Here is a 19473-nt window from a genome sequence, read left to right on the forward strand (position 1 = left end):
TCAATATAAGAAATAGGATGAAAAAGATTTTAGTATTAGTAATAGCCACATTTATGTGTAGTGGTTTATTCGCCCAAGGAATTGAGTTCGACCACGGAACGTTTAACGAAGCTTTGGCAAAAGCAAAAAAAGAAAATAAGCTAATTTTTATGGACTGTTACACAACTTGGTGTGGTCCATGTAAATACTTATCAAAAAATATTTTCACACAGAAAGAAGTAGGTGATTTTTACAATAAAAACTTTGTAAATCTAAAAATGGATTGCGAAAAGGGTGAAGGTCCTGCATTGGCATCAAAGTATGGAGTGAGTTCATATCCAACGCTACTTTTTATTGATGGTGAAGGAAATGCTGTTCATAAATTGGTGGGTGGAATGCCTGCCGAAGACTTAATTAAAGGTGCAAAGGCAGCACTTGATCCTTCCATGCGTATTGGTACACTTAAGGCTAAATATGAAAGTGGTAATCGTGATTTAGAGTTTTTGATGACGTATTTGGGTGCGGTAAAAGCTCAATATGATAGAGAGAATATGGCTATTTTAGCTAAGGAAATTATCAAGCAAACATCTTTGGAGAAATACATGAACAAAGAGCAGTTCTATGTTATTTCTGCGGCAAATTTTCCGTATGGTTCAAAAGAGTTCGATTTTTTATTGAAAAATAAGGATAAAATAAAAGAAATGACAGAACCATATGAGTATGGATCTTTATTTGGAGGTGCTATTTATAAACATTTGGATGAGTATGCTACTAAATGTAAAGATTTAAATGAGCTTGATAAAGAAATCGAAAAGTGCAATAATCAATTTACTCTTGAAGGTATAGATGATGTTAATAAGAAATTTGCCTATACTTTCTACATTGCAAACAATCAACTACAAACATGGTATGATTTAAAGGTGGAAAATGCTGAAGCTTTAAAAGGAGATAAAAAATATGTCTACATTTATAATGGTATTTGTGATGAGATTTTAAGAACTCCTCAGCTAGCAAATTCTAAAGAGATTGTTGATCAATTTTTAGAAGCTGCTAAAAAAATTACTGCCGATCGGGAGACAGGCCTAATTATGGGTAATCTTATGTTGGCGAAGCTTTATCTACAAAAGAAAGAAAAGGCAAAAGCGTTAAATAGTTTTACTATTTTCTTTGACGAAAATGCTAAGGCTGGAGGAAACAATACGCATCCTTCCGTTTCGAATTTGAAAGTTGCTATTGATAACTTGTAAACAAGGATAGTTGTTGCAAATAAACTTTATTTGAGAGTATATTAAGAAGGCTCAGGTTTAACACCTGAGTCTTTTTTATACTGTTCTGTTATTATTTTGATTAAAATTTTAAAAATAATTTATAATGAAAATCATAAGAGTAATTTTCCTGTTAGCATTTGTGTTTATAGGGTCATTGTCACAAGTATTGGCATCTGAGAAGGCAGTAAAAGAAGATTTTAATAAGCTTATAAATATTCAAAATCAGATAAAGAAAATTTATCCTCAGATATTAGATTGTACAGTTAGTATAGGTGCAGGTTGTTCTGGTGTAATTGTTTCAGAAGATGGTTACATACTTACTGCTAGTCATGTGATTGAAATGTTTGAGAATACAAAAGAAAAAATAACTGTTAAGCTTAAAGATGGAATTGAGCGGGATGTTGAACGATTCGGCAGAAATATGGCAGGTGATTTTGCTCTTTTAAAATTAAAGGATGAGGGAAAGTGGCCATTTGCCAAAATAGGATCAAGCAGTGAATTAAATAGTAATGAACTTTGTTTGATGTTAGGTCATTCGACAGGTTATCAGGAGGGAAGACCAGCAGTTTTGCGTACTGGTTTTGTTAGAGGATTTACAAAAACTGGTTTCCTTAGAACAAGTTGTACAATGATGCCTGGAGATTCAGGAGGACCACTTTTTAATTTAGATGGAGAATTGATCGGTATCAACTCGTATTGTTGGGAAAAAGAATTTGAAAACTATTTTTCGCCAACCGATAGAATATTAAAAAACTGGGATGCATTGCTTGATGGAGGTGTACATGAGCCTAAACATCCAAATTATTATTCTAAAGAAATTGTAAAAGCAAACTTAGCAGACTCGCCGTATGTTCTTTCTAAAAGTTACGACAATTTATCTTTCGCGATAGAAGATAGTAAAAGTATAAAATCAAACATGGTGTATCCCATTTATCTGTTGAATGACGATGATCAGCTTATTATACATGCAACGCAAATTACCAAGGATGGTGTATTGGTTTCAAAGTCATCATTAATAAAGGAGAAGGCAGTTAGATGCAAACTAAAAGATGGGACCTTTGTTAGACTTGAAGTGATCGGAAGATCTGATGAGAACGACTTGGTGTTTTTGCATTCAAAAGAAATAGCTGTTGAGAATCAATTGTTAATAAGGAATAAAATCGAAATAGGCGATTTAATTGGTTTATTAAATGTAAATAATGAGGTTGATTTATCAGGTGTAATTGGTGTTGGTACAAGAAATATCCCTGTTCTTACAGCTGGAATGTTTGGAATGGAGATGGAAGGTTTAAAAGTGACCAAAGTATACGATAATAGCAACAGCTTTTTAGGCGGAATAAAAGATGGTGATGAGATAATTAGCATCAATTCAAAAGTGTTCAAGAATAGAGATGAGTATGACGTTTTTATGAAGAATACATGTCCAAATCAAATTGTCGATTTGCAAATAAAAAGAGGAAATATGGAAGTTGAAACAGAGGTAAAATTAGGTCCATTTCCTCCTAAGCAACACCCTGCCGATATGGTCGAAGTGAGTGGCAAAAAAGAAGGCTTTGCCAATGCGTTTACTTTTGATATTGCCATAAAACCAAAAGAATGTGGTTCTCCGTTGCTTAATCTGAAAGGTGAAATTGTTGGTGTATCAATAGCGCGATCAACAAGAACTTGTTCTTACGCAATACCTATTGATGTTATTTTGAACGAATACAATAAATTAAGTAAGAAGTTGAACTAATATTGTTGATTTTCTAGCTAATCATAAACAAGAGCAGCCATATTCGTGACTGCTCTTTTTTATGCTTCGCTATATTGGCTCAATTCTTGTTAAAAATGGAAAGTCGGCTTTCCCTACTTGGTAAATCCATAAAGGAGATCTATTTTTACGGCCGAAAGTTGAGACAATATAACTTAAAAAAAAACTAGAAAGAATGAGTGTTGAGAAAGAGAAAACGATAAAAGAGCGCTTTTTCAGATCCTTTTGGGTAGCCAACTCGGTGGAGTTGTTGGAAAGAGCTGCTTAATTACCGAGTTTTAATATGTAGAAAAGCAAGTTCTGTTTGGGAACTTGCTTTTTATCATATTATATTGATACGAATTTATTTTACCAAAAATAAATAACCTTTGCCTCTTAAGGTTTGAATTTCGATATTGGAATCTTCTTTAAAGTAATTGCGAAGTTTTTTAATGTAAACATCAAGAGTTCGCGAGTTAAAATAGGAATCATCGCCCCAAACGTTAAGTAATATATCCTTACGTTCTACTACTTTGCTTCCGGTTTCTGTTAATAGCTTTAAAAGTTCACCTTCACGATTCGATAAATTAATGGTTTTCGAAGGTGTTACTAACTCATATCTTTTAGGGTAGTAATTGTAAGTACTTAATTTAATTTTATCAGGCTTTATTCTTTTTTCCTGTGTGCGAGATGAGTTTTCGCTTAATCCGTGCATATTAATCTGATTTTGAATGCGAACAAGCAACTCTTCAATGCTAAAAGGCTTTCGAATATAATCCGTGCCGCCAGCTTCGAATCCTTTTACAAGATCAGGGGTTTCGGTTTTAGCCGTAAGGAAAATTATGGGAATAGTAGGATATTTATTTCTGATATGTTCACACAACTGATACCCATCTACATTAGGAAGCATAATATCCAGAACGCAAACATCAGGTGTAAAATCATTAAATTTAGACATTACCTTTGCCCCATCGGTTTCCCATATCGTATCAAAGCCTTTAAGTATCAAAGAATCATACACAATTTGGCCTAAATTAGGTTCATCTTCAACGTATAGTATTTTAGTTTTTCTCATTATAATTTTACTTTAAAAGCCATGCAATTTAAATAAAATAGATAGGAGTAGCATTATTAATTATAATTGAAATTTGAGTTTAATTTCACAGCCTTTTTCAGGCAGATTATTGGCACTTATGGAACCATTGTGTTGTTTCATAACCAAAGTAGCAAAACTTAAACCTAAACCAAAACCTTTTACATTGTGTTTATTATTAGTTGGAACCCTAAAAAAACGATCGAAAACTTTGTTTAAATATTCTTTAGGTATTCCCGGACCATTGTCTATTACAGATACATATACATGCGATCCTTCCTGCCAAAGTTTTATCACAATACTAACATTATCGCCTCCGTATTTTTTACTGTTTTCAATCAAGTTACGAACAACACCTTCAATATAAACCTGATCAATAGGAATAGTAATTTGCTGATTGGATTTGTTGTATTCAATAGTAATGGTGTCGGCATAAAACAATTCAACTGATTTTACAATTCTGGCTATGAACTCATTTAAATTTGTTTCTTCTTTTTTTAGCAAATGTTTATTCGATTCCAATTTTGAATGTTCCAAAACTCTTGATGTAAGATTATCTAAACGATTCATTTCCACAGCTACCATTTGCAGATACGATTTTGTTTTCTCTTTGTCGTCGGTTATCCCATAGTTTAAAATAGCTTCCATGGCTGCTTTTGCTGTTGCAACAGGTATTTTTAATTCATGGGTAATGTTGCTTACAAAATCGGATCGAAGCATGTTTAGTTTGGCCTGTGTAAGGTAAGAACGATAAGCAAATACCAATGCAAAAACCGATAAGCCAATTAGTACAATTCCAAATATAATTTGAGCAAGAATTTTGGAGATAAGGTAAAAGAAGTAGTTTTCGAAGTACAAAATATTTGCTTCATTGTTGTACCTGCTTGAATATGCTATAATTCCTAGCCTTCCTCTTCGCATAGTATCATTGTTTGTTTTTTCAAGCAAATAAATATCATTTCTATTAATGCTCTTTTCTTGTCCGGTTTTAATTCCAGTGAATTTACTGTTTAGGTTTTTAAGAAAGAGTTTTCTGAAAAATTGATTAGAAGTATCTTTTGGATTTTTTCTTTGGAGATATAGAATTTGTCCTGGATAGATTTGGTATGGATATCCTAATCTTAAAATTTCATATTGTCTTTCTTTTCTTAAACTATCGGGAATGATCGATTTTTTTTCTATTACATTAAAAAGAGTTTGATATGTTTTATTTGAATCTACATATTCTTTTAGGTTTTTAATATAGGCTTTTTTAAACTCGGCACTGGTTTTTTTGTTTCCAATTTTCAGGCTGTCTATATTAACAGTATCCTTGCAATTTAATGCTGGTTTAATTACATTTTGGTAAAATAGAATGAATTCTCCATCGTTTATCGATTTGTGATACAATTGAGATAATTCAATTTGTAAATTTTTCTTTTCGTTGTAATACTGACTATGCAACCAGTATCCTACAAAGGTTACCAACAAAATCATACTTAAAATCATTGGGGAAACGATTCTGTACTTCTTCTTACTTAAACGATTTTTTTGCATACAACAAATATACTGGCTTTCAATATCGATTGGGTCATTTGTTAACCTTATTTAACCAAAATACACTTATCAATGAATAGTTTTTTATAATTAACAAAGATTCAAGAGTTAGATTTGGCAGTTCGAAAAATTTGTAATAATCAGATATATCTTAATTATCTGCGGTAAAAAAAAGGCCATTCCAGAAGAATGACCTAAACATTGACTATGAAGATTAAAAGAAAATTATCTTCCTGTTGTTATGCTTTTTTACATCATCATGTAGTTGTAGTTTCCATTTGGTGGGTACATTCCTTGATGACCTCTGTGCCTTCTATTTTGTTTATTGTTTTTACCTTTTCTAAGTTTATAGCTAAAGGTTAGAATATAGAATTTGTTAAGTTTGTTCGTAAAATAGTCTGCAGTATAAAGATCTGTTACCATGTGAGTTCTTTCATCATCTTGACTTACAATATCGTATGCTGTAAAGGACAATTCGCCACGTTTGCTTTTAAATACTTTCGCAGATAATCCAAGATTTAAGTGCCAGAAACTATCTTCATCATTAGTTGAGAAATTATTTTGATAGTTATTACTTGCATTGGTTCTAAAAACTAAATTTTTATAAAAGTTCCAGTACATATTTAATGATGTGGTTTGCGAAATGTACTCAGATCCGGCACTGGAATTGTTTTTTGATTTTCTATAGTTACTTGAGCTGGTAAAAGTAAAATCTATTTTTTCGTTTATGTTAGAGCTTAATGTCATTCCATGATTGATATTCCACGAATCAGTATAAGCTCTTTTTTCGTTTACAAAAGTAGGGTTATGCATAAAACGACCTCTGGTGTTAATGTTTAGTTTTGACTTTAATTTTTTTATTGGAAAACTATAGGAAATACTTGTATTTAACATGTATTGTCCATCTAGGTTTACGGGTTTGGAAAATTGTCCGCCAGCAGGAAGAAAATACAAGTTGTTAATAGTAGTATCTTTTGCGGCCACAATGGTTTTTCTAACAACTGTATTGTTTGATGTCGATGCTATGGCATGTATCGACAGATGACTTCCTTTTTTCATATTAGAGGCTGAATAAAATGCCATTAACATGTGCGATCTGGATTGTTCAAGTTCAGAATTACCCGTTGAAATGTATAAAGGGTTGGAGAGATCTGCAACCTCCTGTAAATCATTGAGTAATGGGGTGGATGTTCTTGACATGTAATTTATGTTAATACGCTTTTGATTTTTTAGATTTAAAGAATATCGCAAATATGGTTTAAAAGAAAAGAAGTCTTTTTCGAAATTACTTTGGTTTGGAAACGACTCTTCATTTTTTAAAGTTGTAGATTCAAGATCGGCACCAAGACTAAAACCATGTTTTTTCCCTCTTAGGTTATAAGAAAATCTTCCGGCATTCTGAATGGTTTTATTTTCGAAAATATTTGTGGTTAATTCGTCTAGTTCGCTGTATGAGTTATTTACATTATCAAAATTATATCCATATTTATCAGATTTTTGTTGGCTGTAATTAAATCGGTAACCAATATTTAACTGGGCTTTTTCACCAAGAGGTTCGCTAAGCGATAAACCCGCATTAACACCTGTATTTTTCGAATCCGAATCTGAAATTCTGTTGATACTCTGACTCACATCATTGGATTCATTTAGAGTTTCGGACAATTGTTTTGCATCCGATTCATTATTGGAGTGATTAAATCCAGCGTTTAAGTTTAATGAACGTCCGTTTTCATTTAGTTTTCTCGAAAACATTAAATTTTGGCTAAGATTATAATTCTTGTTTTCAGAAGAATTCAGGTTCGAATTAAGGTTTAATATTTCACCATTTAAATAGGTTTCGGAATTTGAATTTGAGCTATTATCTCCATCTGATGCCGAAAAATTTGAGTTTAGCATCAGCATATTTTTTGGATTTGATTTAATAGTTACCCTAAGATCGGCTCTATGTTCATTATTGTCACTGCTCGAGTTTATGCTTGTATTTTGAATTTGTCCGGCAAGAGCTTCAGAAGTATAATTTCGAATATTGCTACTTATATTTTCGTACTCGCGATTGCCATATTCATAGCTAAATTCAATATCATTATTGTCTTTTGTATTTACAAAGTTAAGTCCAAATGAGTCATCCTGAATATCGTTACCATCTATACTAGTATTTCCAAAACTACTATTACTTAATTTTAATGGTGCATTTACATCTCTTGATTTTGCTGTTAATGTAATGCTGTTGTTATCCGAAAAGCTGTTTATATTTCCGTCGAAACCATATCTGTTGTCTTTACCATAGCCAGCAGCTACATCTCCAAACAGCAGTCGCTTACTTTTTTTGTTGGTTACAATGTTTAATGATTTTTTGTCTTCCTCATTTTTTTTAAAGCCTGTAAATTTTTCTTCATCGCTTTTGTATTCATAAACCTCTATGTTTTTAATTATATCGTTAGGAATGGTCGACAAAGCCTGATCAATGTTATTTCCAAAGAATTTTTTACCATCAACTAGAATTTCTGCAACTTCCTGTCCTTCAATAATAAGTTTGCCATCATTTTCATAAAATCCTGGCATTTTTGCTAATAGTTCACCGGCAGTCGCATCAGGATTTACCTTAAAAGCATCGGGATTAAAAACCGTAGTGTCTCCATTAATTTTTGTAGGAGGCAAGGTTTCTGTAACACTAATTTCCTGAAGGAATTCTGCATTCTCTATTAGTTTAAATTGGCCGATGTCAACACTTTCTTTTTCTATTGTAATGGGTTTTATAATCTCTTTATAGCCAATAAATGATACATGAAAGTTATAATGTCCGGGTTTAATTTTCATTGTAAAATCACCTGTTTCGTTTGTAATTGTTCCCAGTTTTTGAAGTGTATCTCTTTGATTAATAAAAAGAATACTTGCCCCTGGTAGTGAGCTTTCGTCTTGCGAATCAAGAACTCTTCCTTTTACGCTATAGTTTTTTTGTGCTATGGCTGATAATCCTAAAAGGATAAAAAATATAGATAGTATTGTTCTGTACATTATAGTCGTTTTTAAATTCAATTCAAAGATAAGTTACCATCGGTTCTTCTATCTTATTTCAAAGTGAAACAAGGTTAATTAAGGTTAATCGTTTCTCTTGTGTAAGGTGTGTAACTTACAGAACAATAAGATATTATATTTATATGCGTGCCATTAGTTTGTTAAAAACTGTTAAGTAATTAGTACTATCATATTTGCAATATCAGAATATGAATATTTTATTATTTAAATATGATTATAGAAGGCTTAATGAAAGAATAAGTAGGTTTATCGGGAGAGTGTATTTTTTTACATAAATTTTGATTGTTTAATAGATACTTGTAATTTCAACTTACTTTAATAAACCCATTTTAATTTAATAGAATTATGAATTTAGTTAAGCAAAATTTTAAACAATATTTAAAAAGTTTAAATATTATACATGCAGCTTTGCTTTTTGGACAAATTACATTTGCTGCTATTACTTTATTTTTAAATCAAACAAATGGTCCTAGTATTGTTGATGCTGAACTTGAAAATGTATTTTTTATACTTATTCCTGTATTATTTGTTGGAAGTTTTATTGCCAGTCAAATTATTGTTCCTAAAAGAATAGATGCAAGTAAAAGAGAAGAAAGCCTGAGTTTAAAATTGGTATCGTATAAAGGTACTCAGATTGTGAAATTTGCAATATTGGAAGGATCTGTATTTTTTACCATTATTGCTTATTTGTTATTTGGGAATTATCTGTTTATAAGTTTTGCAGGATTAATAATGATTCTTTTTGTTACCTATTATCCAAGTAAAGAGAAAATTGTAAGGGAGTTAGATCTAAATCGTTCTGAACAAGACTTATTGGATGACGATAATGTTGTGGTTGCTGAAGTTACTCGTTAATAAGATTCTCTAATATGAGAAATAATACACCGGTAGATTTCGATGGAGTTTGTATATATATATAAAATCAAAAGTAGGTGTTGCGTTAATAGTGAAAATTATTTTGGCTGGCATGAATCTTGTTTGTTGGGGAGGATTTATCGCTATTTCAATAAATATACCCAGAGAAGAGTTTTGAGGTATTTATTATTACCTTACTTCTTATTCCTTTTTTTCTAGTGTATTTTGTTGGCAGATTAACAGCCTGGAATTTTTGGGGTTCCAAATTTATTAGAATAAATATGAGGTACCTCCAGTTTCCCTTGATTAAGGACTTGATTTAAATTTTTTCCAAATTCATTTTTCCAAATACCGCCGATACAACATGTAATGGTCCGTTTTCAGAACACAATTTAAATTCACTGGTAAATAAATTACTCTGGAATCGAATTACATTACAGTTTTCCATTTCCTTTTTACTATGGTATATTTTTACAAATTTGTGAGAATCGCCTCGGCCAGCTTTGTTGCCCGATTTAAAGTGAATGTTAATGGATTGATTTGTAACTGTCCACGAAAAGGAACAAATTTCGTCAGTCTCTATATTTTTCCAGGATCCTGAAGTTATAATGCTGATCATTTTATCTGAGTTCATAGAATTTGTTTTTAAAGTATATGTTCCCCATAAGTTACGAAAAAGCACATAGAAGATCAATTTCGTGTTATAGACAAATTAATGTAAATCATAATCAAATGTTAGACTAGTGATTACAGAACATAGAATGGTTTACCATAGGCAATAGCTATTGCTTACGAATTTAAATACACAAAAGAAAAGGTTGAAATTATAGAAGGCTATAATCATTTTGCATCTTGGGCAGAAAGTGGTGGTGCATCATTTACCTATTGGTATAAAGACAATAGTGGCTATAGAAATGATAGTAATATTGATAATTAATATATAAATATATCAAACAAAAAAGACGTGAATTGATTTAATTCACGTCTTTTTTTATGCTAGTTGCTTTGGGGTTTCCAATAATTTAATTTTATTAAATCGGGAAACGCTTTTGGTTTGTATATCGATTTTTCTTCAAAAACCCGCAAGCATTCTTGCACACCTTCGCTTATACTAGGATGCGGATGTACATTCTGTTTTATATCTTTTAAACTTCCTTTTTGGGTAATTTGATAGGCAATTGAGGTGATTAGTGTTGAGGCCTGAGGTCCGGCTGCACGCATGCCCAGAATCCTATCTTTACCATCATCGCTTACAATAATTTTGATAAAACCTTCAACTGCTCGCATGGCAACAGCCCGATTTATTAATGAGTTAGAATAGGTAGCAACTTTATAAGGGATATTCTTTTTTTTACAGGCTTTTTCATTCAATCCTACGGCTGCTACTTCCGGTTTAAAGAACATTAAGGTCGACATATTAGAATAATCCAAAGGAAATTCTAAATTGCCGTAAAGAGCCTCAACAATGTATCTGCCTTGTAGTTCTCCTACAGAATACAATTGCGCATGACCAGATACGTCTCCGGCAGCAAAGATATTACACGATTTAAAATTATCGGTGGCACATGCTTCATTTATATTTAAGTAACCTCTTTCTGTGGTTTCTATACCAACATTTTCAAGTCCAATATTATCCAAATTTGGTATTCTGCCAATGGCCACCAAAGCAACATCAACTTCCAATACCTTCGAATGTCCATCCTGATAATCCAGAACTACTTCCAGAAAATCTGATTTTTTGCGAATGCATCGTAGGTTTGCAGTATGATGAATATTAACACCATTGTTCTCAAGATTCTTGGATACAAATCCGCTTAAATCATCATCTTCGTATGGAATAACTTTGTGTTGTCTATCTAATAAATGAACTTCAGTTTGATTGTAATTAGAAAATATGGTAGCAAACTCACAACCGATAATACCCGATCCTAAAATGATCATTCTTTCGGGAAATTCTTTTAGATTCATAATTCCTTCCGAGTCGATAATTCTTTCCTGATCTATTTCTACATCAGGTAATTGTCGAGGTCGTGAACCCGTTGCAATAATGAAATTTTCGCCATAAACTTTTTCTGTAGAACTTTTAGAGCTTATTTCTACAGTATGAGAATCTATAAATTTAGCCCAACCATTTTTCAGGCTTATATTTCCAAAATTGTCATGAGCTTCGGCGAAGGTTTCTATTTGCGAAAGCATTTGTAATTGTTTTTGCTTTGCGGCCTGCATAATTGTTTTTTGAACCTGCTTGTAATCTACGTTTAATCCTGAAGCACGGTAACCCCGCATTACCGATGATGCAATGGAATAGTCGCGGGAGAGTTCCCACATTGCTTTGGAGGTAAGTGCTCCGTTCATAATTCCTGTTCCCCCCAGGTGGTTAGCCTCTATTAAACAAACAGATTTTTTAAAATCTATTGCACGCATTGCTGCAGAGAAACCGGCAGGGCCACTTCCCAAAACAACAAGATCGTATTTTTCTATCTTCATAAAAATGCTTGTGTTTACTGTTTTTATGCTGAGTTATCAATTTAAATTTGAAGTTTTTTCCATGATATTAGGAAGAGTTCAGCATTCTCTATTTACCCAATTAAAATTAAGCATTAAGATAGAAATAATAATCTCAAGTTGGTAGCAAAAATATGTTTTACAGATAAAAAGTATTTTATACAAGCCATAACTAATAGAAAGAGAATAAAAATTTTGTAATATTTTGCTGAGTTGATGTACAAAGCCTTAATAAATTAGCTCTTTCTTTTTTAATTTTTCGAAGGTGTGTTTAAATAGAATTTTGTGCAGTAAGAAAGCCTCTTTTAAATTCTCATCAGTAAATTCCTGTTCGTGTTCAATGTAGTTAGCCAAATCCAGTAAAAATTCATCATCTCTAAGGTTCGGATAGTCTTGTTCTATCTTGTAGATATCTGAAAATTGCATGAATGGAATTCTTGCCAACACTATTTTTCTTTGTTGGTTGTGGCTGTCTAAATTATCAGCTTTATTATCCGAGAAATAAAAATCCTGTAAGCTATCCACAAAAAAATCATCGAAGCTTTTCATTACAATAATTCTATCTTTTCTTAAGCGAAATAATTCGCAAGAATCAGTTTCGGGTTGTAAGCTTTCTTCTTTTTCAATTGCCTTACTAATATATAAATAGGCAAGGTGAGCCAAGCCAATGTTTTCTTCTTCTTCATCAATTAAATCCCAATGAATCATCATAATAATAGATTTCCCTAATTGAGAGACAAAAGAATTTTCCCATAGAACAAAAGGATCATTTTTGATTTCCTGATAAATGCTTTTAAGTGCTTGTTTTCCGGCTCTGATTTTTCCATTTTGTCCTAATTCTATGGCTTCCGAAATTGTAGCTCTTAATTTTTCTATCTGTAAATTCATATTGGCTTTGTATTATTTTGTTCTAAAATTAGCTGCAAAGGTAAAAAAAAAGAAGCCCATAAGGACTTCTTTCTCTAACAAGAAAATTATAAATCAATTATATGATTTCGATATGTTTGTGATCTGTAATTTTTTCGCAATAATGGCATTTTAATGTAATAGGCGAATCATCAATTACTTTAAAACGTGTGGTTACTTCCTCTACATTCGTAATGCACTTAGGATTCATGCACTTAGCAATTCCCACAACTTTTTTAGGCGATTCAACTATCTTTTTTTCAATTACCTGATAGTTTTTTATGATATTCAATTTTGCATGAGGAGCAATCAATGATATTTTATTAATTTCTTCATCCTCGAAAAATTTCTCTGCAATTTTAATAATGGCTTTTTTACCTAGTAATTTACTTTCTAAATTGTTCCCGAAAGTTATAGAATTAGAGCATTTATCTAGTCCTAATATATTAATTACCTGAAACAGATATTCGGCAGGTATATGGTCGATTACAGTTCCGTTTTTAATGGCACTTACTTGTAATTCTTTTTTTGCATTCATGTTTTGATGTTCTTTTTTGCGTGAAAAATGAGATTAAAGATCAAGGGCTTTAGCTATAATTGCCTGGCGAGCATAAACACCATTTAGTGCTTGCTGAAAATAGTATGCTTTAGGGTTTGAATCTACATCTACATCTATTTCATTAACTCTTGGAAGCGGGTGAAGAATTCTTAAGTTCTCTTTGGTATTTTCAAGCATATTATTTTTAAGAATATATACATTTTTCACCTTTTCGTATTCTAAAGGATCAGCAAAACGTTCTCGCTGTACGCGTGTCATGTATAAAATATCGGCTTGGTTAATAATATCATTGAACTCGGTATGTTCTTCGTATTTGATATTATTTTTATCCATGAAAATTTTATACGCCAAAGGAATTTCCAATTCTTTTGGAGCAATAAAATGGAAGGTTGGATTAAAATGCGACATGGCCATTAACAAGGAATGAACGGTTCGTCCATATTTTAAATCTCCAACCATAAAAATATTAAGATTTTCAAGAGTTCCCTGTGTTTTGTATATAGAATACAAATCGAGCATGGTTTGTGTTGGGTGCTGATTGGCTCCATCTCCAGCATTAATTACAGGAACATCTGATTCTTCTGATGCATAACGAGCCGATCCTTCAATTGGGTGGCGCATAACTATAAGGTCGCAGTAGTTACTTACCATTTTTGTGGTATCTTTCAAGGTTTCACCTTTGGTAACGCTCGACGAGGAGGAATCTGTAAATCCAACTATTCTTCCTCCCATTCGGCTAATTGCAGTTTCGAAGCTCAATCGGGTGCGGGTAGATGGTTCGAAAAACAAAGAAGCCACAACTTTACCTTCCAATAAGTTGCAGTTCGGATTTTTTTCAAATTCGGCAGCTCTTGCCAAAACTTCCAGGATTTCTTCTTTTGTGTAGTCGTCGATCGATACTAAACTTTTGTTATCCATTGATTAAAAATTAAAAGTGTATATAAAATGATTGTCTTTTTTTAGGCACAAAAAAAAACCAACAATTACTAAATTAAATAGTAATGTTGGTTTTTTATGTAAATATTGTTCAATTGGATTATCCAAATAACAGAAAATGGAATTAATCCTTACATTGTTTTTGCTTCGAAATAAATAATGGAAAATGAATATAGGGAAGTAAAAATATTTACTTCTTTTTAAAATTTTTGCGGTTCTAGATTGAATTAATAGTCTCTCCATTCTAGATTGCAAATATAGGTATAAATTATGCTACAAATCAAATTAAGAATTAATTAATTATTAACATTTTTACTTCGATTGAAATTATTCTTTGGTAGAAATAGGTGTAGAGCACTTGTAATTAATCTATTAGGTAGTGCGAATAAAATCTGTTGTTACACTGGTAATTTTATTAAATTTATCAATAATTCTATCAACTTCGCTTTGTCGAATGCTTAATGTAATTTTACATGTTAAATTAAAATCTTGTCCCAATTGGTCTGTTTGTTCGTCTTTAATTATTTTCATGATATCATTCATAACAAGGTAGTCGAAATTAATATCATAGATATCATTAACAGTTTTATCTAAAATTTGGGCATTAGAAATGCTATCTGCGGCAGCTGTTTTATAGGCATGAATTAAACCACTAACTCCTAGTTTTGTTCCACCAAAATATCGAATAACCACAATTAATATATTGGTTAAATCATTCGAAAGAATTTGGCCTAATATTGGTTTTCCTGCAGTTGAAGAAGGTTCTCCATCATCGTTGGCACGGAATGTTTTTTTATCGGCGCCAAGCATATAAGCATAGCAATGATGTCGTGCGTCGTAATATTTCTTCTTAAGTCTTGCGATGTGTTCTTTAATTTCTTCTTCGCAAGTAACAGGGTAGGCATAGGCAATAAATTTGCTGCCTTTTTCTTTGTATAAGCCTTCAGATATTTCGGCAATGGTTTTATAAGTATCTGTACACATTAATATGGCTAATCTTATTATAATTAATTTGTAAGTATAAAAATAGCAATAAATGCCAGCACAATTCCCAATATGTTTATTTTGTTTAGTTTTTCTTTAAATATTCCTATTCCTATTAGTACCGATAGAGAAACAATACCAATATTTATGATACTAAAAACAACAGAACTGTCGAATCCTGATTTGTTTAGTGATGCAATTAGAAAATAAAGCGAACCAAAGTTAACGAGTCCTAATATGCTACCTCCAATTAGAACTTTTGGCTGTATTAATTTCGATAGCTTTTGTTTTTGAAATAGTAGAACGATAAAACCAGATATTGCGGCAATTGCAAATAAGAAAGTAGAAAACATTTCTTTACCTCCTGCGCTTAGGTGCTCTTCCTGTGCAAATTTTACAAGTGAATCTACCATTCCTGCACCAAAAAACAGCAAGATTGGAAGCCAGATGTATTTGCGATTTACATTTCCTGTTTTTCCTTTGTAAATGCTTAATAGAACTGCACTTATAGCTAGTAAAAATCCAATTATTTTTTGAATACTGATTTGTTCATTATAGTAGGCTATGGAAAATATCATAGGTAATATAAAAGACATTTTACTTGCTAATGTGGTTACAGATATTCCGGCTTTTTGAGTAGATCGTCCTATTATAAAGAATACAGCGATAAAAAGAACTCCGATTATAAGCGATAATGTAAACCATTCCTGGTGAATGAGATTCTCGATATTGAGTTTCGAATTGGATAAAAAATACCCACAAAGCGAAGCTGTTATATAGTTGATAATTATAGCGAGAAGAATGTCAACTTTAAATTTTTCGAGGTATTTAAAGGTGATAAATATTCCGGCCGAGGATAATATTGCAAAAAGTAAGTTGAGCATAGGTTTAATTTTTGTCGAAAATAAGTGAAATTTAATTTGTAGCAAAAATAAAAGCAGATTCATTATGAATCTGCTTTTTAGGTAGCAATATAGTGTAGTTAGTAAATAGGAACTACATTTTTAATTTTTTATCAATTTCGTCTATCTGTGTTTTAAATCCTCTATCAGTATCCATTAAATTGTTTACAGTTTTACATGCATGTAATACGGTTGCGTGGTCTTTGTTTCCAATTTGTGATCCAATAGAAGCTAAAGAAGCTTTTGTTAATGTTTTTGAGAAATACATAGCAATTTGACGTGCTTGAACAATTTCTCTTTTTCTTGTTTTTGCTTGTAATACATCTATTGGTAATGAGAAATGATCGCATACCACTTTTTGTATATAATCGATAGAAAGTTCGCGTTTTGTATTTTTCACTAACTTATCGATAATGCTCATTGCCAATTCTAAATTCAGCTCTTTTTTGTTAAGAGTCGATTGAGCCAATAGTGAAATTAAAGCACCTTCCAACTCTCTTACGTTATTGGTAACATTACTGGCAATATATTCAATAACTTCATTATCAAGAACAATCCCATCTTTATAGGCTTTTTGTTGCAAAATTCTAACTCTTGTTTCATAGTCAGGATTTTGAAGATCAGCAGAAAGTCCCCATTTAAATCGCGATAACAAACGATTTTCCATTCCTTTTAGTTCGATAGGAGCTTTATCGGATGTTAGAATAAGCTGCTTACCTGATTGGTGAAGGTGATTAAAAATATGGAAAAACGTAGTTTGTGTTTTTTCTTTACCTGCCAATTCCTGAATGTCATCAATAATTAAGACATCAATCATTTGATAGAAGTGAAGAAAATCGTTCTTATTATTATTACGTATAGCCTCGGTAAATTGAGTCTGAAACTTATTAGCACTTACATAAAGTACTGTTTTATCCTGGTATATCTCTTTGGTTTTTAGGCCAATTGCTTGTGCAAGGTGAGTTTTCCCTAAACCTGAATCTCCATATAATACTAATGGGTTAAAGGCAGTACCTCCAGGATTTTCGGCAACAGCAACACCTGCTGATCGAGCTAATCTGTTACATTCTCCTTCAATAAAATTATTAAAGGAATAATCAGGATTAAGCTGAGAATCGATGTGTAATTTTTTTATCCCTGGAATTACAAAAGGATTACGAATCGTTTGCTCTTCTTTATCGGAAGGCATATTTATAGGGCGATTTCTTGTATTTGTTCCATTATTTCCAGGAACAACTACCGAAACAGGTTTTGAATTCTCAATGTGATTGTTTTCCATCACAACATTGTATTCCAATTTAGCGTTATTGCCAATTTCTTTGCGTAGCGTTTTTCTTAGGATATCAATGTATTGTTCCTCCAGATACTCATAAAAAAAGTGACTTGGAACTTGTAATGTAAGAATCTGATTCTCCAAGTTCAAAGGAACGATGGGCTCGAACCATGTTTTGAAACTTATTGGAGGAACATTGTCTTTTATTACAGCCAAGCAATTATTCCAAACCTGGAAGTGATTATTATTCATTTCTATTTCAGCGTTTTAGTAAATTAGGGTGTTGCGAATTTTGCGTATGCAAGATTGTGAAAAAAAATAGGAAAAAAAAATTATTTAGCTCTTGACTTTTTAAAAACATTTATTATTGTAGTATTAATCGGCTATACAGAAATGAAAAAAAACAAAAAAATACTAACTTATTAATAATCAGATACTAAGATTGTTAATTTTTGTAAGTTTCTGGTTGATAAACTGTTCGCTAATCATACTTTTCAGTCTGATAATATTGTTTAGATTCAATATGATATAATACATAATATCAGGTTAGTTAAATGGTAGTTAAATGTGTGTTCTTAGATTAAATAGCTCAGGCTTTTAGCTGTTTTCTATTTTACTATAATTGGGACTGTTAAATTTTAGACTAATTCTCGGGTGTTATTTTTATAATGTAGGCATCCGGAAAATCTTCCTTAACTTTTTTAAGTTTTCGTATAATCTCTTTATAGTTTTTTGTGTTGCCAACAGTATATTTATATCTGCCATTGTAATAAACTTCATTTATATTTTTGTATCCTTTAAATGATGCATCTTGTAGCGGAATTTGTTTGTCGACAGACATGATTTGAACCTGATATGCAATTTTTTCTTCTTTATCTTTTTTCTTTTTTGTCTTATCAGAATTCATGTAAACAGTTTTTCCGGTATCGAATAAAGAAAAATGCATATATTTTTTAGGATTGTTTTTCAAATCGATTAACAGGTTTGTTAAACTGTTCGACGCAGCTTCAAGGTTCATATATAGGGTGTCATTATTTATTAACATTCCCATTGATCCTTTTCCAGAATTAATTTTTTCTATAATTTCATTGCTTTGTTGTAGTGCAGATTTAGCATTGTTTATGGTTTGAGTAATGTCTGCAGCTGATAATGAATCGCTAATAGATGAAAAGTTGCGCAGTATATTTGTAATGTTTTTATTGTTGTTTTTTAGATTTCCTGTAATAGAATCGACATTGGAAATAATATTTTCCATGTGTGATTTTTGGCTGCTTACAATTGTATCTAGTGTTCCGGAAGTATTTTCCAGCTTTTGAAAAGTATGTTCGATACTACTAAAGCTTTTAGTTAAGTTTTCGCGGGTATCCTTATTAAAAATATATTGAATAACTGATAGTACAGAATCTACACTCGACATTAAATTTTCGGCTTTTCTTTTAAGGGGTAGCATCTGCATACTAACTTGTTCTTTTAAATCGCCCTCGATACTTCCTGTTAGTGTATCGCCCGATTGAAGCATTTTTTTAGAATTGCCAAGCACAAGCTTAATTTCTTTCGATCCCATAATGTCGGAGCTAATAATTCGTGCGTCTGTATTTGAAGGGATTTGAAACTCATCCGAGATGCTAAATTCAACAATTAAGTTTGAACCTATGGCATCGCTAAAGCGGATCGATTTAATTTGTCCTATTTTAAATCCTCGTAAGGTCACAGGACTTGAATTTTTAAGGCCATCAACTCTTTCGTACTTTGCACAAAAAGTTTTTTCTGAGGATAACATATTAAATCCTTTAAGAAAATTGATTCCCCAAATAAGAATTACAATTGTTCCTACAACGACAAGGCCTATGATAGTATCTTTTGAGAATTTCATGAGAGAGGAAATTAGGTGATGATTATTTGTACTTTT

16 protein-coding genes are annotated in these 19473 nt (G+C 31.8%); 4 read left to right on the forward strand and 12 right to left on the reverse strand.

The window, feature by feature from the left end:
• Positions 1–17 precede the first annotated feature (17 nt).
• Both ACT3CE_RS06675 and ACT3CE_RS06680 read left to right on the forward strand, forming a co-directional pair.
• Complete coding sequence (locus ACT3CE_RS06675) at positions 18–1226, forward strand: thioredoxin family protein (protein WP_444708987.1); 1209 nt, start codon at positions 18–20, stop codon at positions 1224–1226.
• A 124-nt stretch (positions 1227–1350) separates the two neighbouring features.
• Positions 1351–2982, forward strand: a complete 1632-nt coding sequence (locus ACT3CE_RS06680; RefSeq protein WP_444708988.1) for a trypsin-like peptidase domain-containing protein — start codon at positions 1351–1353, stop codon at positions 2980–2982.
• Positions 2983–3343: 361 nt separating this feature from the next.
• Here the strand turns inward: ACT3CE_RS06680 and ACT3CE_RS06685 are convergent, their stop codons facing one another.
• The 3 genes from ACT3CE_RS06685 to ACT3CE_RS06695 form a co-directional block, all read right to left on the reverse strand.
• A complete protein-coding gene (locus ACT3CE_RS06685; RefSeq protein ID WP_444708989.1) occupies positions 3344–4054 on the reverse strand; it encodes a response regulator transcription factor in 711 nt (236 codons plus the stop codon).
• Positions 4055–4114: 60 nt separating this feature from the next.
• A complete protein-coding gene (locus ACT3CE_RS06690) occupies positions 4115–5608 on the reverse strand; it encodes a sensor histidine kinase (protein WP_444708990.1) in 1494 nt (497 codons plus the stop codon).
• Positions 5609–5857: 249 nt separating this feature from the next.
• Entirely contained in the window at positions 5858–8623 is a 2766-nt protein-coding gene (locus ACT3CE_RS06695; RefSeq protein WP_444708991.1) for an outer membrane beta-barrel protein, read from the reverse strand.
• 366 nt (positions 8624–8989) lie between these two features.
• On the opposite strand from ACT3CE_RS06695, the gene ACT3CE_RS06700 reads away from it, so the two are divergent.
• Positions 8990–9499 carry a hypothetical protein gene (locus ACT3CE_RS06700; protein ID WP_444708992.1) on the forward strand — a complete coding sequence of 170 codons (510 nt, stop codon included), beginning with the start codon at positions 8990–8992 and terminating at the stop codon, positions 9497–9499.
• A gap of 319 nt (positions 9500–9818) precedes the next feature.
• On the opposite strand, the gene ACT3CE_RS06705 is transcribed toward ACT3CE_RS06700, so the two are convergent.
• The gene (locus ACT3CE_RS06705) at positions 9819–10133 is read right to left on the reverse strand and encodes a hypothetical protein (protein ID WP_444708993.1); all 315 of its coding nucleotides are present in this window, start codon (positions 10131–10133) and stop codon (positions 9819–9821) included.
• Between the two features lie 150 nt (positions 10134–10283).
• Here ACT3CE_RS06705 and ACT3CE_RS06710 point away from each other — a divergent pair, with 150 nt between their 5' ends.
• The gene (locus ACT3CE_RS06710) at positions 10284–10436 is read left to right on the forward strand and encodes a DUF4842 domain-containing protein (protein WP_444709174.1); all 153 of its coding nucleotides are present in this window, start codon (positions 10284–10286) and stop codon (positions 10434–10436) included.
• Positions 10437–10495: 59 nt separating this feature from the next.
• Here ACT3CE_RS06710 and ACT3CE_RS06715 read toward each other — a convergent pair whose 3' ends face one another.
• The 8 genes from ACT3CE_RS06715 to ACT3CE_RS06750 form a co-directional block, all read right to left on the reverse strand.
• Positions 10496–11986 (reverse strand): dihydrolipoyl dehydrogenase family protein, encoded by a 1491-nt coding sequence (locus tag ACT3CE_RS06715; protein WP_444708994.1) that lies wholly within the window; start codon positions 11984–11986, stop codon positions 10496–10498.
• 246 nt (positions 11987–12232) lie between these two features.
• A complete protein-coding gene (locus ACT3CE_RS06720) occupies positions 12233–12892 on the reverse strand; it encodes a hypothetical protein (protein WP_444708995.1) in 660 nt (219 codons plus the stop codon).
• A 97-nt stretch (positions 12893–12989) separates the two neighbouring features.
• Entirely contained in the window at positions 12990–13448 is a 459-nt protein-coding gene (gene pyrI / locus ACT3CE_RS06725; protein WP_444708996.1) for an aspartate carbamoyltransferase regulatory subunit, read from the reverse strand.
• Between the two features lie 33 nt (positions 13449–13481).
• Positions 13482–14387, reverse strand: coding sequence for an aspartate carbamoyltransferase (pyrB, locus tag ACT3CE_RS06730; protein WP_444708997.1), 906 nt, complete (start codon positions 14385–14387; stop codon positions 13482–13484).
• 390 nt (positions 14388–14777) lie between these two features.
• Complete coding sequence (locus ACT3CE_RS06735; protein ID WP_444708998.1) at positions 14778–15389, reverse strand: IMPACT family protein; 612 nt, start codon at positions 15387–15389, stop codon at positions 14778–14780.
• A 23-nt stretch (positions 15390–15412) separates the two neighbouring features.
• Positions 15413–16273, reverse strand: a complete 861-nt coding sequence (locus tag ACT3CE_RS06740; RefSeq protein WP_444708999.1) for an EamA family transporter — start codon at positions 16271–16273, stop codon at positions 15413–15415.
• Positions 16274–16385: 112 nt separating this feature from the next.
• Entirely contained in the window at positions 16386–17816 is a 1431-nt protein-coding gene (gene dnaA, locus ACT3CE_RS06745) for a chromosomal replication initiator protein DnaA (protein WP_444709000.1), read from the reverse strand.
• A 391-nt stretch (positions 17817–18207) separates the two neighbouring features.
• Positions 18208–19437, reverse strand: coding sequence for an MlaD family protein (locus ACT3CE_RS06750; protein ID WP_444709001.1), 1230 nt, complete (start codon positions 19435–19437; stop codon positions 18208–18210).
• Positions 19438–19473 lie beyond the last annotated feature (36 nt).

This window comes from Marinifilum sp. RC60d5, assembly GCF_052400665.1.
GTDB lineage: Bacteria > Bacteroidota > Bacteroidia > Bacteroidales > Marinifilaceae > JBQTGK01.